Genomic DNA, 15,306 nt, shown 5'->3' with positions numbered 1-15,306 from the left:
CCTGCACTCACTCCCAAATAGTCATGGCTTGAATACGCACAAGCCAGCTCGAAGGCTGGCTTGTGGGGGTTTCCTACGAGAGAAGACCTATCACTCAGCGGCGGCAGGTGCCTGTGCTGGCTTGACAGCTTCTTCGTACGAGACCGACTTGTCGGTCACAGTCGCTTTCTGCAGGACAGTATCTACAACTTGTTCTTCCAGCACAACCGAACGGACTTCGTTCATCTGCTGGTCGTTCTTGTAGTACCAGGCGATGACCTGTTCTGGCTCCTGGTAGGCCGAGGCCATTTCCTCGATCATTTCGCGGACCTTGGCTTCGTCCGGCTTGAGCTCGAACTGCTTGACCACTTCGGCGACGATCAGGCCCAGGACCACGCGACGCTTGGCCTGCTCTTCGAACAGTTCGGCCGGCAGTTGCTCAGGCTTGATATTGCCACCGAACTGCTGGACAGCCTGCACGCGCAGACGGTTGACTTCGTTTTCCAGCAGGGCTTTCGGCACGTCGACCGGGTTGGCGGCCAGCAGACCGTCCATGACCTGGTTCTTGACCTTGGCCTTGATGGCCTGGCGCAGCTCACGCTCCATGTTCTTGCGAACTTCGGCGCGGAAACCTTCCAGGGTCGATTCCTTGATGCCGAACTGGGCGAAGAAATCTTCGTTCAGCTCAGGCAGCTGAGGAGCCGAGACGCTGTTGACGGTGATGGTGAACTCGGCGGCCTTGCCGGCCAGGTCCAGGTTCTGGTAGTCCTCAGGGAAGGTCACGTTGACAACGCGCTCTTCGCCTGCCTTGGCGCCTACCAGGCCGTCTTCGAAGCCCGGGATCATGCGGCCGGAGCCCAGCACCAGCTGGGTGCCCTTGGCCGAACCGCCGGCGAAGGCTTCACCGTCGATCTTGCCGACGAAATCGATGTTGACCTGGTCGTCGTTCTGCGCGGCGCGCTCGACGGCCTCGAAGCGCACGTTCTGCTTGCGCAGCACTTCGAGCATGTTGTCCAGGTCGGCGTCAGCCACTTCGGCGCTCAGGCGCTCGACGTTGATCGACTCCAGGCCGCCAACGGTGAATTCCGGGAAGACTTCGAAGATCGCGACGAATTCCAGGTCCTTGCCCTTTTCGAAGGACTTCGGCTCGACGGCAGGGGCGCCGGCCGGGTTCAGCTTCTGCTCGACCACGGCTTCGTAGAAGGAAGCCTGGACCAGGTCACCGAAGGCTTCCTGGCGGGCTGCGTCTTCATAACGCTGACGGATCACGCTCATCGGCACTTTGCCAGGACGGAAGCCTGGAACCTTGGCGCGACGGGCAGTCTGTTGCAGACGCTTGTTGACTTCGTTCTCGACGCGCTCGGCCGGAACGGCGATGGTCATGCGACGCTCGAGAGCGGAAGTGTTTTCAACAGAAACTTGCATGGATATTCCTCGTTGCACAGACGTTAGCCGGCGATTGCCCGACTCCAGAATCAAGGGCAAGCATTCTAGTGACTCACGCACCAGAAGTCACCCCACCCTGGACGACGGGAAAGCACGCCGGTCGATTTCCTTGAAAGGCCCAGGCGGCGTGCCGTCGGGCGCTTTGCGGTTCGGTACTGCGCGGCGGTAATCGCACCTCGCGCAGGCTGTAAAAACTTGTTAAACAAATGCAGCTATATAAAAGCCGGCACTTATTGGTCATCGATCTCGTTGAACTGGCAGTACTCCTCCCAGCTCATGCCCAGTGCCTCGGCAACCTCACGGTGCACCTCAAGGCGCATGGCCTGCAATTGCTCGGGGTTCTCAGCGATCAGCTGCAAGGCCAGCTCCCAGGGTTCGACCCCCTGCTCATCGGCCGCATCTTCGAACGCCCACTGGATCTGCTGGGCCTGCTCGCGCTCATCCAGCCCGCGGATCTCCTCGAGCAACTGCGGGTTGGCTTGCGCAAAGCGTTGCAATGCCAGGGCCTGGCGGGCTTCTTTTGCAATCATGGCGATTCCTCTGCCGACCCCTTGGCCGGTGTTTCAACCGACTGAAATCTATCAGCTTTTATTGGGGCGCCACCAGTGGATTGCAAGCTAGCTGGCAGAGCGAGGGGGCGTCGCCGATACGCGCGCACAAAAAAAGCCGCTCTAGGCGGCTTTTTCTGGGCGTTTCGCGCAATGGGCGAAACTATGGATGGTGCGGACGAAGAGACTCGAACTCTTACAGCTTGCGCCGCTGGAACCTAAATCCAGTGTGTCTACCAATTTCACCACGTCCGCGTGGAGCACTTAAAGCAAAGGCGCCAGATTATACAATCAAGGCGCCTTCGAGAATATGGGGTGGACGATGGGAATCGAACCCACGACAACTGGAATCACAATCCAGCGCTCTACCAACTGAGCTACGCCCACCATATTGCGGTATTGCGTTACTTGCTGTGCCAAAGCTGCCTAATGGCGCACCCGGCAGGACTCGAACCTGCGACCATCCGCTTAGAAGGCGGATGCTCTATCCAGCTGAGCTACGGGCGCATATTCAATCTGCTTTCTGTTACGATTGCAAATCAACTTTTCAGCCGTACCGAACAAGCTAACAAATCCGCTTATTCTGCCTGACCTTGCTAACCAGTGCTAGGCTCTGCCCGACAAGTGCGACGAATGTTATAGACGAGCCGGCAGGTCGTCAACACTTTTTTCAAAAAAATTTAGTTTATTTAAGGGGTTAGAGGATTTGGCCGACCACCCGCCTTTGCCCTCGGGCCGTGTCGTGCGAGAATGCGCCCTCATTTATGTTCCCTTCTCGATGGTTAATCACGCGTCTATGACTGCACACCTAATCGATGGCAAGGCGATCGCCGCCAACCTGCGCCAGCAGATCGCTCAACGTGTCGTGGAGCGTCGCCAGCAAGGCCTGCGTACGCCGGGCCTGGCGGTGATCCTGGTCGGCACCGACCCCGCCTCCCAAGTCTATGTCTCGCACAAGCGCAAGGACTGCGAAGAGGTCGGCTTCATTTCCCAGGCCTACGACCTGCCCAGCGAGACCACGCAGCAAGCCCTGACCGACCTGATCGACCGCCTCAACGACGACCCGGCCGTCGACGGCATCCTCTTGCAGCTCCCCCTGCCGGAACACCTGGATGCCTCGCTGTTGCTCGAGCGCATTCGTCCGGACAAGGACGTCGACGGCTTCCACCCCTACAATATCGGCCGCCTGGCCCAGCGCATCCCGTTGCTGCGCCCGTGCACCCCGAAGGGCATCATGACCCTGCTCGAGAGCACCGGCCAGGACCTGTACGGCATGAACGCAGTGATCGTCGGCGCCTCCAATATCGTCGGCCGTCCCATGGCCATGGAGTTGCTGCTGGGCGGTTGCACGGTCACCGTCTGCCACCGCTTCACCCAGGACCTGGCCGGCCATGTGGGCCGTGCCGACCTGGTGGTGGTCGCTGCCGGCAAGCCGGGCCTGGTCAAGGGTGAGTGGATCAAGGAAGGTGCGATCGTCATCGACGTCGGCATCAACCGCCAGGAAGATGGCAAGCTGGTCGGCGATGTGGTCTTCGAGACCGCCCTGCCCCGCGCGGGCTGGATCACGCCGGTCCCAGGCGGTGTCGGCCCGATGACCCGGGCCTGCCTGCTGGAAAACACGCTCTACGCAGCCGAAGAGCTGCACAAGTAAGGCGATTGGCCGCTTGCCGGCCTTGTTACGCGGCACAAGGCCGCTCCCGCATGGGCTTACGCGCCCTATGTCGGAGCGGACTTGTGCCGCGAAAGGGCTGTACAGTAGCCCCAACAATCCCTGCGGTATCTATCTAACCCAACCGCCCTCCTCCCTCTCACTAGGCTCGCTGTTCCTTCCTCCGAGGTCCAGCCATGAGCACTTCCCATCTCGCATTCATCGACACCCGCATGCCCCGTTGGCTGAAAGCCGCCACACCGGCGCAGCGCCAGCAACTGGAACAAGTGGTCCGCGACAGCCATCGCGCCACCCGACACGTCCAACGAGTATTGGCGCAGGTGCAGCCGATCGAGGCTTTCTGCCGCCCGCTGCTGGACGATGCGATGGGTCATTGGTTCGACGACCGTGAGCTGCCCACCGTCGAAAAAGGGTGGCTGCGTACCAGCCGTGACAAAGGCGGCCAATCCTGGCTAGAGGCGGCCTTGCAGAATTTCGACAGCGACGCCCAGGTCGAACTGTACTTTTCCAGCACTGACCAGGCCCCAATGCAACTGGACAGCACCCGGTTCGTGAAAGGCGTGCGCAACCTCGACCTGGGGCAGCGATACCGCAATCACCTCTGCGACCATGTCGCCACAGCGGACTTTCACAGGCTGTTGCGCGAGCAGGACCGCGCAGCCTTCGCTGCCGATACGCTCCACGCCCAATTGCAGGGGCATATCGACGCCCATGGGCGTGCGCTGGCCGATGCCGCCCGGGCGGGCGATCGTTTTCTGCTCGATGAGGAAGGCAAACCTGCCCCGTTGGCGTGCAGCTACCTGACCCTCTTCGAAATACCGCTCAATGGCCCGCTGCTGATCCGCCGGGAGCCACTGGAGGACATCGAGCCCTGCCTTCTCTACCTGCCTGGGCACCCGCGTCAGCCGTTGCGTCAATACCCTTCGCTGAAGGCTGCCGGTAAAGCCCTGACACGATTGCTCTGGAAAGACAGCGAGCGGGCGTTCTTCAGCCGTTACACAAGCCATACCCAACGCCCGGCGCTCGCCTTCCGGCTGCGCAAGGCGCTGTACCCCTACTACCCCTACGCCAGCGTGCAGACCATTCCCCCCGTGATCGAGGAAGGCGACACCTTCAGCTGGCTCAAGCGCATGTTCCCCAGCCCTCGCGACCTCTGGCAGGCGACGCTGGACAAGAATGCACGCTTACCTTTGGCGGCCACGCGCTGGTCGGATGACTGTTTCACGGCACGCGCACGTATCCAGGTCCAACGTATGCTCGCCGATGCGGCCGCCATCGCCGTGCCGGTCGCGCAACGGGATGCCGCGGCCCAGCTCGAACACCTCGAACAGTGGCTCAGCGTGGGCCTGTCGGTGCTGAATGTGGCCGGTTTCTTCGTGCCGGGGCTGGGTGAACTCATGTTGGTGGTGGGCGGCGCTCAGTTGGTCGATGAGTTCCTCGAAGGTGTGCATGCCGCCAATGAGGGTGATGCAGATGCGGCGATCGGACACCTGTTCGAGGTGTTCGAGAACCTCGCCCAAGTGGCGGCGCTGAGTGCGGCAGTCCATTTCAGCCTGCCCGAAGGCGCCTTGCACGATTGGCACAGGATCGGACACGGCGACGAGCAACGACTCTGGCATGGCGGCCTTGAACCCTTTGCCAGGCCCCGCCCGACGCAGGCCGCACCGCGCGACGGCCTCTATGCATGGCGGTCGCGCCAATGGCTGGCGCGGGAGGGCCACAGCTATCCGGTCGAACCTGCGCCGGATGGTCAATGGCGATTGGCCCGGGCGGCCGGGCATCGCCATCAACCCATGCTACGAGGCACCATGGAAGGGCCCTGGGTACTGGACCATGAACGCCCCCTGTCCTGGTCGAGGGATCAATTGCTCCGACGCCTGGGCCCGATCGCTGCCGACCTGGATACAAGTGCCCTCGCCCAGGCCTTGCGTTGCAGCGGCTACGACGATGCCACCTTGCGCCAGGTGTTCACCGATCGTCTGCCGTTGCCCGCCTTGCTGCTCGACAGCCTCGAAGCATTTGGCGCTGACCACGCCGTGCCTGCTGGTCGCCCTGGCGAGGCACTGCTGATGCGGGATTTCCCTGCACTGGGCCGCCATGCGCGTCGCGAAATCCTCGACCGGGCGCAATCTCGAGACCTGCGAGCGCTGCAACGCACCGGCCGCCTGCCGCTGTCCTTGAGCGAAACGGCACGGCTGTACTTGCGTGAGGCTCGCATCAATCGCGCCTTGGTGGGTTTCTACCGCGCCAACGGCGCCATGGCCGACCGCGACATGTTGGTCTTGGCAGCACTCCAGCGCCTGTCTGGCTGGACCGGAGAAATCCACCTGCAATTGCACGCCGAGCGTGTCAACGGCCAGTTGCTGGGCGAGACAGGCCAAGCGGGTACTTCGACCAGGACCCTGGTGCGTCTGGACAGCGGCTATCAGCCCTTGGATCAGAACGCAGAGGCGCTATCCGGCCCTACAAACCTGTTCCAGGCCATCCTCCAGGCCTTGCCCGACAGCGAACGTGATGCGCTCGGCATTAACATCCATGAACCCGATGCCCTGCGCGACCGGTTGCTCGAGCGGTTGACCGAGGATCGCCAGCAGGCCGCGCGCGATTTGGGCCTATCTCCAGTTCGCCCGATGTACCGCCTGCCGACACGCCTGCCCGGCGACCAACGCATCGGCTATCGGCTGAGCGGTCGAGGCCAGGGTTTGCAGACGCCGGATGAAGTGTTCGACCAACTGTTTCCCGCCAATCTGGACAATGACCGGGAAAACCTGCGTACCCGCCTGCGCCAGCAGGCTGGTAACGACCCTGTCGCCTTCAGCCAACTGATGCACGAGCTCCAGCAACAGTACCGCCAGCTCGACGGGGCATTGCAAGCCTGGGTCCAGGATACGCAAGCGGTGGCCGCTGACCGGGTCGAGCAGCAGCGCGCCGCACGTCAGGCCCTGGCAGAACGGGTCCGCCAGGCATGGCGGCGGGAAAACAACCATCCCAACGGCGGCCTGGACCAGGTGAGTCTGAGTCTCGATGGCGAACATGTCGGCGCCCTGCCAACCCTTGGCGTGCAATTGCCTTACGTGCACCAACTCACCATCACCGGCCTGTGGCGCGCAGGCAATGAAAGCCTCGGTGCATTTCTGACAGCGTTCCCCGGGGTGCGAGAACTGGAACTCACCGAAAATGGCCTGACCCTGCTGCCGACACAGCTGGGCGAACTGGAGCAGCTGAGGTCGTTGGACCTGTCGGAAAACAACCTGGACATGAACAGCGAGTCCAACCTGGCGATCTTGTGCCGCCTGACGCGCCTGCACGCCCTGAACCTCACCGCTGCGGTCGCTGACCTGCCGGCAACCGCCCTGGAGCGTCTGGCGCAACTTACGCAGCTACGCGCGCTGCAAGCGGAAATGAATGAACTGTTGTTCGAGGAGCAACACTTCCGGGCGCTGCAGCGCTGGCCAGCCCTGGAGGAGTTGAGCCTGGGCCAGAACGACATCACCCTGACCCCGGCCTCTCGCGCCGCACTGGCCGGCCTCGACCGACTGCGCATCCTGTTTCTCCACGATAACCCCTTGGACCTTGAGCCCGACCTCACCGGCTGGACCCACCTGCAACGGCTCGACCTGGAACGCACCGGCATCGCCCATTGGCCGGTCGGGCTGCCAGAGCTGATGAACCAACAGCCCCTGGTACTGCGCGCCGTGGACCTCAGCAACAACCAACTGCACGACGCCCCCGCACTACAACACACGACCTTCGCGGCGGCGATAAGGGCGCGCGAAGCCGGCATGTACCATTCGTTCCAGAGCAACCCGTTCGATGCCCTTGCCCTGCAGCGTTTGAATGACGCAGGCCTGCCCACGGCGCCCCAAGCCAATGTGCTTGGCTGGCTGACCGATTTTCCAGAACCTCTGCGCGCGCATATTTCCGATACATTCGAAGCGCCTGAATGGCAGCCTCTGTACGACCTGTTCCATCGCCTAGAAGACACCCAGGACTACCACAACAGCCCAGGCACCATGCGCCGGCGCATGCAAACGATCCTCGAACAACTGACCGCCCGAGAGCAAGCAGTGGGTAACGAACGCTGGGGCCAGGCCCAAGTGCAGGAACATGTGATCGGGCTGATCAACGAAGCCGCCCAAGGTTGCGTCGACCAGGCTACGCTTTTGTTCCAGCAGGTCGAGACCGAAGTGCTGGTATGGCAGCAAGTCCTGCAGGCGGCCCCGGACGAGGCCAGCGAATCGATGGCCGTGGTCATCGTCAGTTCCCTGCTGCGCCAGCGCCTGCTCGATGAGCGCATTGGCAAGGTCTATGACGCCCGCGTCGCCAGGCGCAGGGCGCTGCTCGAAGGCACCGCCGCGGACGAAGCCCCGCCGCTGCAGGCCGAGGATGACATCAGCGACGCGCAGCTGAGCGAACCGACCTTCCTGCTCGATGAACTGGAAATGGCCTTGCATGCCAGGATGCGACTACTGCAACGCCTGGGGCTGCCCCCCCAACCCAGCGAAATCAGCTTCGATTACCTGGCGCGCCTGAGCCCGGCCACCCTGGAGCGCCTGGCCCAAGGGATAGAAGCGCAAGCCACCGCTCAAGCCATCGTTCAATGGGCCGGCGAACAGCCATTCTGGCAAGCCTGGCTGCAGCGCCTGCATCCCGAGGATTTCAGGCGCCTGGGCGATGCCTGGAACGGCGCCAGTGTGTATTTCGATGCACTGAGTGAAGCAGGCGAAGTCAGCGCCTATGAAGGCCCTGCGGTACCGGACGCCTTCATCGAAGCCCTGCAACGGGAACGTCCCGATGTCCCCTGGCGGCGCGACGGCATCCTGCAGCGCATCGACCTGGTCTCGAACCGCTATCGCAACGAAGATGCCCTTTATCGTCGGGCCGGTGAACTGCTCCTGGCGACGCGCCATGAAGCCGATGCGGCCTTGCTTCGCCAACTCACCGAGGCCATGGCCGAGGCTTATCTGCCGCGCCAGTGACGCCCCGGCGTTGCGCGCCCCCCCCTCGCAGGGCAAGCCTGCCCACGCTCGCCCCTGTGATCCAGCACGATCACTGGGGAAGCGGCGGCCCGACTTGTCCCGCCATCAAAGGAGAAGCCTTTGCCATCACCCCCCGCAATGGCAGGGCCAACCTGCCGTTCCCTGGACGCGACCCAACTGGTCAGACCGGTAAGGCCAAAATTGCTTGCAAAATGTAAAAAATCGGCGTTTTATGAACGGGCGCTGAACAAACCGGTAAGACCACAATAATTAAGTCCTGCGCTCTTTCGCCCTCGCCGGCACCGAAGCAAGGACACCGACCAGAGATCCCTCCCATGCTCAAATGGTGCTCGCGTTCGATCTTCCTCCAAGTGGTGCTGGGCCTTGCCCTCGGCATCGCCTGCGGCCTCAGCTTCCCCGAAGTGTCCTTGCAGCTCAAACCCCTGGGTGACGGGTTCATCAAGCTGATCAAGATGCTCATCGGCCTGATCGTGTTCTGTGTGGTGGTCAGTGGCATTTCCGGCGCTGGCGACCTGAAGAAGGTCGGGCGCATCGGCCTGAAATCGGTGATCTACTTCGAAGTACTGACCACCATCGCCCTGGTGATCGGCCTGGTGTTCGCCTTCACCAGCGGCATCGGCAGCGGCGCCAATATCCATCTGGACCAACTCTCCAGCGCCGACGCCAGCAGCCTGGCCGAACGCGGCCAGCACATCCACGGCGCCACGGCGTTCTTCATGGACCTGATCCCCACCTCCGTGATCGGCGCCTTCGCTGACAACAATATTCTCCAGGTCCTGCTGTTCTCGGTGCTGTTCGGCAGTGCCCTGAACCTGGTGGGTGAATCGGCGTCCGGCATCTCGCGGCTTATCAACGAGCTCAGCCATGTGGTGTTCCGCATCATGGGCATGATCGTGCGCCTGGCACCGCTGGGCGTATTCGGCGCCATTGCCTTCACCACCAGCAAGTACGGCCTGGAGTCGCTGCAGCACTTGGGCGGCCTGGTGGCGCTCTTCTATCTGACCTGCGCAGGCTTCGTGCTGATCATCCTGGGTACCGTGATGCGTCTGTCGGGCTTGAAGCTGCTGCCGTTCATCAAGTACCTGCGTGAAGAACTGACCATCGTCCTGGGCACCGCCTCCTCCGACGCCGTGTTGCCGCAGATCATGCGCAAGCTCGAACACCTGGGCATCGGCAGCTCCACCGTGGGCCTGGTGATCCCTACCGGTTACTCGTTCAACCTCGATGGCTTCTCGATCTACCTGACCCTGGCCATCGTCTTCATCGCCAACGCCACCGGTACGCCGCTGGCCATGACCGACCTGCTGACTATCCTGCTGGTGTCGCTGGTGACTTCCAAGGGTGCCCATGGCATCCCAGGCTCGGCCCTGGTGATCCTGGCCGCCACCCTGACCGCGGTACCGGCTATTCCGGTGGTAGGCCTGGTGCTGGTGCTGGCCGTGGACTGGTTCATGGGCATCGGCCGGGCGCTGACCAACCTGATCGGCAACTGCGTGGCCACCGTGGCGATCGCCCGCTGGGAAAAGGACATCGACATGGAGCGGGCGAACAACGTGCTGTCCGGCAAGCCGGGCTTCACCACCACGCCTCGCAAACAACCGCCCCAGGCCCATCAACAGGAATTCTGAAATATCCGCAGCCGGCGCGATGCGTCGGCTGCACTGCACACGCTGTAATTTGTAACCATGGAGCGAACCGTGATCAGCTCATCAACCGTCGTCAACTCAGTGGTGGAAAAACTCCGCCAGGCCCTGGCCAGCGGCCAGTGGCGCAGCGGCGAAATGCTGCCCGGCCAGCGTGAGCTGGCAGAACAACTGGGGATCAGCCGTCCCAGCCTGCGCGAAGCGGTGACCGTGCTGGAAACCCTGGGCCTGGTGCGCTCGATGCCGGGCAAGGGCGTGCTGGTGCTCGACATGGAGGCCGCTGCCCAGGAACCGGCCGTCGAGACCGTCGCCACAGCCAGCCTGGCCGACGTGCTGGAGCTGCGCTATACCCTCGAGCCGTTCATCGTCGGGCTGGTCGCCCAATCGGCCAACAGCCAGGACATCGGCCAACTGCGCCTGACCCTGATGGACATGCGCGAAGCGCTGGAGGCCGGCGACAGCGAGGCCGGGGTCAATGCCTATATCGCCTTCCACGAGGCGCTGTTCGGCCTGACCACCAACCCGATCTTCCAGAGCGTGGTGCAACAGACCGGCAATGCCCTCAAGCAGAGCACCGAGATGCTGCGCAATTCGCCCGAACACCTGGCCGCTCGGCTGAAGGAAAACGAAGCGGTGGTGCGTGCCATCCGCGACAAGAACAGCGCCCAGGCCAGTGCCCAGATGCGCCGGCATATCCTCGAGGAAGGCCAGCGCATGGGCATCGAACTGAACATTCCCGATGAGCATTCGGGTCAATGACCCAAGGAGCGCGACCATGACCGCCTGTGCCCACGCCTCCCCTCGCCTGCCTGCCCTGCTCGCCAGCGGCGAGACCCGCCTTTCGGCCGAGCAGATCTACCCCCGCCTGTTCGATGCCATTCTCGAGCAACGCCTGCCTCCGGGCAGCGCCCTGCCCGAGCAGGCCCTGGGCAATGCCTTCGGCGTCAGCCGCACGGTGATCCGCCGGGTGTTGGGACGCCTGTCGGACCAGCAGGTGGTGGTCCAGCGTCCCAGCCACACCGCGCACCTGGCCACCCCTGACCCGCAACAGGCCCGCCAGGTACTCAGCGCCCGACGCCTGGCCGAGACCACGCTGATCAGCCTGGCCACCCAACGCGCACGCCCGGCGCAGATCCGTCAATTACGCCAATTGGTCGAGCGCGAGCGCCTTCACCATGAACGCGGCGAGCGCTGCACGGCAATCCGCCTGGGTGGCGAGTTCCACCTCAAGCTCGCGCAGATGGCCGCCAACGCGCCCCTGGCCCGCTTTCTCAATGGCCTGGTGCCGATGACGTCGCTCATCATCGCCCGCTACGAATCCCCCTGCTGCGACCATTGCGCCTGGCAGGAACACGCGGCGATCATCGATGCCGTGGAAAACGGCGACGTGGATGCCGCGCTGGCGCTGATGCATGACCATCTGGATCATCTGGAGGCCAAGCTGGACCTGGATCAGGGTACAGGTGCATAGGCCCTGTGGGAGCGGGAACATCGTGCCTATACTCGGATAACCGCTCCCTCTCTACCCAGGAAGGCCAGCCGCGTGAACCGGCGCATCCTGCTTCTGCTGTTCTGCCTGTCGCTGGCCCTGGCCGGGTGCGCCGGCAAGCGCCCGCCTGCCCCGCCGCCACCGGCGGTCCTTACGCCAGCTATCTGGCAACGCATCGATCAAGACCTGATCGAGGCATCGGTAGCCGCCACCGGTTCGGCCAACGACTATGCCCGGCGCTCCATGCGGGTATGGAAGGACCAGGTGCAACAGCGCACCGAAAGCGACTTCATCCCATGGTTCACTGGCTACTGGACCCAGCAGTGGCTGACGCTCAAGGTGGCCTGGTACAAGATGAACAGCGGCGATGGCGCCGAGCCGCCCGAACGGCGCCTGGCGCTGTACCTGCAGGAACAGTATCACCGTCGGGTGATCGAACCTGTGGCCGAGCAGATCAACCCCGAAGGGATCCGTGACCGCGCCAGCGAACTGTACCTGCAACTGTTCGGCCAGCAATTGCCCACCATCATCCAGCGCTACAACGCCCCACCCGACCAGGTCAGCCAGCGGCTCAACCGCATCAGAATCATCGCCCTGGGCCCGCCAGCGGCACGGGACGCCACGCTCTATCAATTGCTCAGGGCCAAGTCCCTGGACCAGCAACCGGCTTGGCAGGCCCTGCGCCAACACCTGCACCGGCAGGCCGCCAAAGCCCCCGGACAGACCCAGGCCGGGCTATCGTCGGTGGCCAACCGGGCCAGTGAAAAGCTCGGCTCCACCTTGGCGCCCCGCGGCATCGCCAGTGCCGTCGCAGCGGCCGTGGGCAAGGCCGCCGGGACGCTGATCTCGGTCGCTGTGGCGGGGTACGGCATGGTCACCCATGATCAGGAACACCCGCAGATGGTCGAACAATTGCGGGTGATCCTGAATGTGGCACTGAACGAAGAATGGCAGGACCTGATGGAGAACCGCCAGAGCGGCGCGATGTCGGGTGTCTACTACCTGTCGGGGCAAGTCGAGGACAGCCTGCTGGGCAGCCAGCCGAAGCCGGAGGAGCAGGTGCAGGAGCCGCTGTTGATCCGTTTGCCGCCCTGACGCCATCGCGGGGCAAGCCCGCTCCCACAAAGGGCGTGCAAACTCAAATAGTGATGCGTTTTTCTGTGGGAGCGGGCTTGCCCCGCGATAGCACCCGACCCGCCCCCTTCATTTCAGGCAGTCGCCATCGCCGACGTCGGCAAGCCGAAGATGCGGTCGAACGCCCAGTTGTAGACGAAGGTGTAGCACGGCACCAGGATGATGAACGCCAGGTCCACCAGGAACGCTTCCACCAGGGTCATGTCCAGCCACCAGGCGATCAGCGGGATCAAGTAGACCACCAAGGTCAACTGGAAACCGATGGCATGCCCAACACGCCGAGCCACGCTACGGCCACGCTTGGCCTGGCGGCTTTCCCACCATTCGAACAGGCTGTTGTAGATCAGGTTCCAGAGCATGGCGATGGTGGTGATCATCACCGCCAGCGGCCCGGTATGGGACGCTTGGGTGTCGGACAGGTACGCCAGCCCCAGGGTCGACATGCACAGGCCGATCAGTTCATAGAAGGTCACATAGACCAGTTTGCGTTTGAGTCCTTGCACAGCTTTCAATCTCTGGATGTTTCACGAAGGCAGCCAGAATGAATCAATCTTCTTGACAGAAAAAGTCAGCACCTTTCAGATTTATTGAAAGGAGGCCGATCCATGAATTTTTCCAGCGACAATATCCAGCTGTTTCTCGCCGTGCTCGACCGCGGGTCCTTTTCCGCCGCCGCACGGGCGTTGTCCCGCGTGCCTTCGGCCGTGAGCATGGCCATCGGCAATCTCGAGGCGGAACTGGGCTACCCACTGTTCGAACGCGGCGCGCGCGAGGCACGCCCAACGGCCCAGGCCCGAGCTCTGGAGCCCCATGCCCGACTGATCGCCGAACAGCTGGGTCTGTTGCAAGTCCATGCGTTGGAGCTCTCCCGAGGCCTCGAGAGCCGCCTGGCCATCGCCGTGGTGCCCGACATCGACCAAAGCCCCTTGCTCGCGGCCATTGCCGTGCTCGGCGAACGGCACCCACTGCTGGACATCGAACTGCTCAGCGCGCCCCAGGAGGAAGCCCTGCAATTGCTCGACGACGGTCGGGTCAGCCTGTGCCTGGCCTTCGCCGGCCTGCACGTGGACCCTCGGCGCAGTTTCCAGCACATCGCCATAGAGTCGCTGGTGGCCACCCTTTCACCGCACCACCCTGCGCTGGGCAACGGGCGTATCCATTATCTGGAAGACCTGTTCAACGTGCGCCAGGTCCTGGTCCGCAGCATCGACGTGCCGCTGTCCGACCCGCGCCCGCTGGTCGCGGCGACCCATTGGCGCAGCAACAGCCTGGACCTGGCTTTGCAAATGGTCGAGGCGGGCCTGGGCTGGGGCAACTTCCCCTTGTCCCGAGTGGCGCCACTGATCGAGGCCGGTCGCCTGGTGCGCCTGGACTTTCGCAATACCCAGAATGCCCTGGAGCTGCCGGTGCACGCCTTCTGGCTCAAGCAGCAGCCGCTGCACCTGGCAGCTCGGACCCTGGTGGAACTGTTGGCCCGTCATCCCTAGGCTCTGTCTGAAAAGCCTTGATACTTGGTCATGCCGCGTTGAAAACAGCCTCGGAATGCTCATTTACAACCCGTAAACTCCGCTTCCTCGGCTGTTTTCGCCTTGCCTGACCGGCGTCTCAAGACTTTTCAGACAGAGCCTAGTTTTTTCAATATTTTTCAAGACCGGCCGATAGCCTGGTGACAGGTATCGCCATGCGTGCCACGAGCGCGCGGCGTCCTCCCTTCACCGGCCCAAGGTCTCGAAACATGAACCTGAAATTCCGCCACAAGATCCTGCTCAGTGCCTGCGGCGTCGTTGTCCTGGCATTTGCCTTGTTCACCCTCTACAACGACTACCTGCAGCGCAACACCATCCGCCAGAACATCGAATCCTCCGTACGCCAGGCCGGGGCGCAGACCGCCGGCAGCGTGCAGAACTGGATGAGCGGGCGCATCCTGGTGCTTGAGAACCTTGCCCAGGACATCGCCCAGCAAGGTACCGGTGAAACCCTGTCCGGGCTGGTCGACCAGCCGTCGTACACCAACAACTTCCAGTTCACCTATTTCGGCCAGAACAACGGCGTGTTCACCCAGCGGCCGGACGCCAAGATGCCCGACGGCTATGACCCGCGCCAGCGGCCGTGGTACACCGCCGCCGTAACGGCCAACAAGACCCTGCTGACCCCGCCCTACCAGGCGTCGGTGGGCGGCCTGGTGGTGACCATCGCCATCCCGGTCAAGGCCAAGGCCAGCGGCGAACTGCTCGGCGTGGTCGGCGGCGACCTGAGCCTCAATACCCTGGTGGACATCATCAATGCCGTGGACTTCGGCGGCATCGGCCACGCCTTCCTCGCCGACCGTAACGGCCAGGTGATCGTCAGCCCCGACAAGGACCAGGTGATGAAGAACCTCAAGGACATCTACCCCGAT

11 protein-coding genes and 3 tRNA genes are annotated in these 15,306 nt (G+C 63.0%); 8 read left to right on the top strand and 6 right to left on the bottom strand.

Annotated elements, in window-relative coordinates:
• Window positions 1-90: 90 nt before the first annotated feature.
• The 5 genes from tig to ACNFG0_RS10280 all read right to left on the bottom strand — a co-directional run bounded on the left by tig (window position 91) and on the right by ACNFG0_RS10280 (window position 2,480).
• Window positions 91-1,404 carry a trigger factor gene (tig, locus tag ACNFG0_RS10300; RefSeq protein ID WP_196146923.1) on the bottom strand — a complete coding sequence of 438 codons (1,314 nt, stop codon included), beginning with the start codon at window positions 1,402-1,404 and terminating at the stop codon, window positions 91-93.
• 251 nt (window positions 1,405-1,655) lie between these two features.
• Window positions 1,656-1,955 carry a DUF6388 family protein gene (locus ACNFG0_RS10295; protein ID WP_416764700.1) on the bottom strand — a complete coding sequence of 100 codons (300 nt, stop codon included), beginning with the start codon at window positions 1,953-1,955 and terminating at the stop codon, window positions 1,656-1,658.
• A gap of 188 nt (window positions 1,956-2,143) precedes the next feature.
• Window positions 2,144-2,228 (bottom strand) — tRNA-Leu (locus ACNFG0_RS10290).
• 56 nt (window positions 2,229-2,284) lie between these two features.
• A tRNA-His gene (locus ACNFG0_RS10285) sits at window positions 2,285-2,360 on the bottom strand.
• 43 nt (window positions 2,361-2,403) lie between these two features.
• Window positions 2,404-2,480 (bottom strand) — tRNA-Arg (locus ACNFG0_RS10280).
• A gap of 289 nt (window positions 2,481-2,769) precedes the next feature.
• On the opposite strand from ACNFG0_RS10280, the gene folD reads away from it, so the two are divergent.
• The 6 genes from folD (at window position 2,770) to ACNFG0_RS10250 (ending at window position 12,869) form a co-directional block, all read left to right on the top strand.
• Entirely contained in the window at window positions 2,770-3,624 is an 855-nt protein-coding gene (folD, locus tag ACNFG0_RS10275) for a bifunctional methylenetetrahydrofolate dehydrogenase/methenyltetrahydrofolate cyclohydrolase FolD (RefSeq protein WP_196146925.1), read from the top strand.
• A 194-nt stretch (window positions 3,625-3,818) separates the two neighbouring features.
• The gene (locus tag ACNFG0_RS10270) at window positions 3,819-8,621 is read left to right on the top strand and encodes a dermonecrotic toxin domain-containing protein (protein WP_416764698.1); all 4,803 of its coding nucleotides are present in this window, start codon (window positions 3,819-3,821) and stop codon (window positions 8,619-8,621) included.
• 335 nt (window positions 8,622-8,956) lie between these two features.
• The gene (locus ACNFG0_RS10265; protein ID WP_196146927.1) at window positions 8,957-10,270 is read left to right on the top strand and encodes a C4-dicarboxylate transporter DctA; all 1,314 of its coding nucleotides are present in this window, start codon (window positions 8,957-8,959) and stop codon (window positions 10,268-10,270) included.
• A gap of 69 nt (window positions 10,271-10,339) precedes the next feature.
• Complete coding sequence (locus ACNFG0_RS10260; protein ID WP_416764696.1) at window positions 10,340-11,044, top strand: FadR/GntR family transcriptional regulator; 705 nt, start codon at window positions 10,340-10,342, stop codon at window positions 11,042-11,044.
• Between the two features lie 16 nt (window positions 11,045-11,060).
• Window positions 11,061-11,756 carry a GntR family transcriptional regulator gene (locus tag ACNFG0_RS10255; protein ID WP_196155064.1) on the top strand — a complete coding sequence of 232 codons (696 nt, stop codon included), beginning with the start codon at window positions 11,061-11,063 and terminating at the stop codon, window positions 11,754-11,756.
• Between the two features lie 72 nt (window positions 11,757-11,828).
• Window positions 11,829-12,869: a hypothetical protein gene (locus ACNFG0_RS10250; RefSeq protein ID WP_196155063.1), complete on the top strand. Its 1,041-nt coding sequence runs from the start codon at window positions 11,829-11,831 to the stop codon at window positions 12,867-12,869.
• A gap of 113 nt (window positions 12,870-12,982) precedes the next feature.
• Here the strand turns inward: ACNFG0_RS10250 and ACNFG0_RS10245 are convergent, their stop codons facing one another.
• The gene (locus ACNFG0_RS10245; protein ID WP_196155062.1) at window positions 12,983-13,411 is read right to left on the bottom strand and encodes a PACE efflux transporter; all 429 of its coding nucleotides are present in this window, start codon (window positions 13,409-13,411) and stop codon (window positions 12,983-12,985) included.
• Between the two features lie 102 nt (window positions 13,412-13,513).
• Here ACNFG0_RS10245 and ACNFG0_RS10240 point away from each other — a divergent pair, with 102 nt between their 5' ends.
• Both ACNFG0_RS10240 and ACNFG0_RS10235 read left to right on the top strand, forming a co-directional pair.
• Window positions 13,514-14,395, top strand: coding sequence for a LysR family transcriptional regulator (locus ACNFG0_RS10240; RefSeq protein WP_196147023.1), 882 nt, complete (start codon window positions 13,514-13,516; stop codon window positions 14,393-14,395).
• Between the two features lie 248 nt (window positions 14,396-14,643).
• Window positions 14,644-15,306 (top strand): cache domain-containing protein (locus ACNFG0_RS10235; RefSeq protein WP_416764693.1); only part of this gene is annotated, 663 nt, incomplete at its 3' end.

The sequence above is a fragment of the Pseudomonas sp. NY15372 genome, assembly GCF_048068215.1.
GTDB lineage: Bacteria > Pseudomonadota > Gammaproteobacteria > Pseudomonadales > Pseudomonadaceae > Aquipseudomonas > Aquipseudomonas guariconensis_A.
The sequence above is the reverse complement of the archived record's forward strand: the minus strand, read 5'-3'. Positions and strand labels throughout refer to the sequence as shown.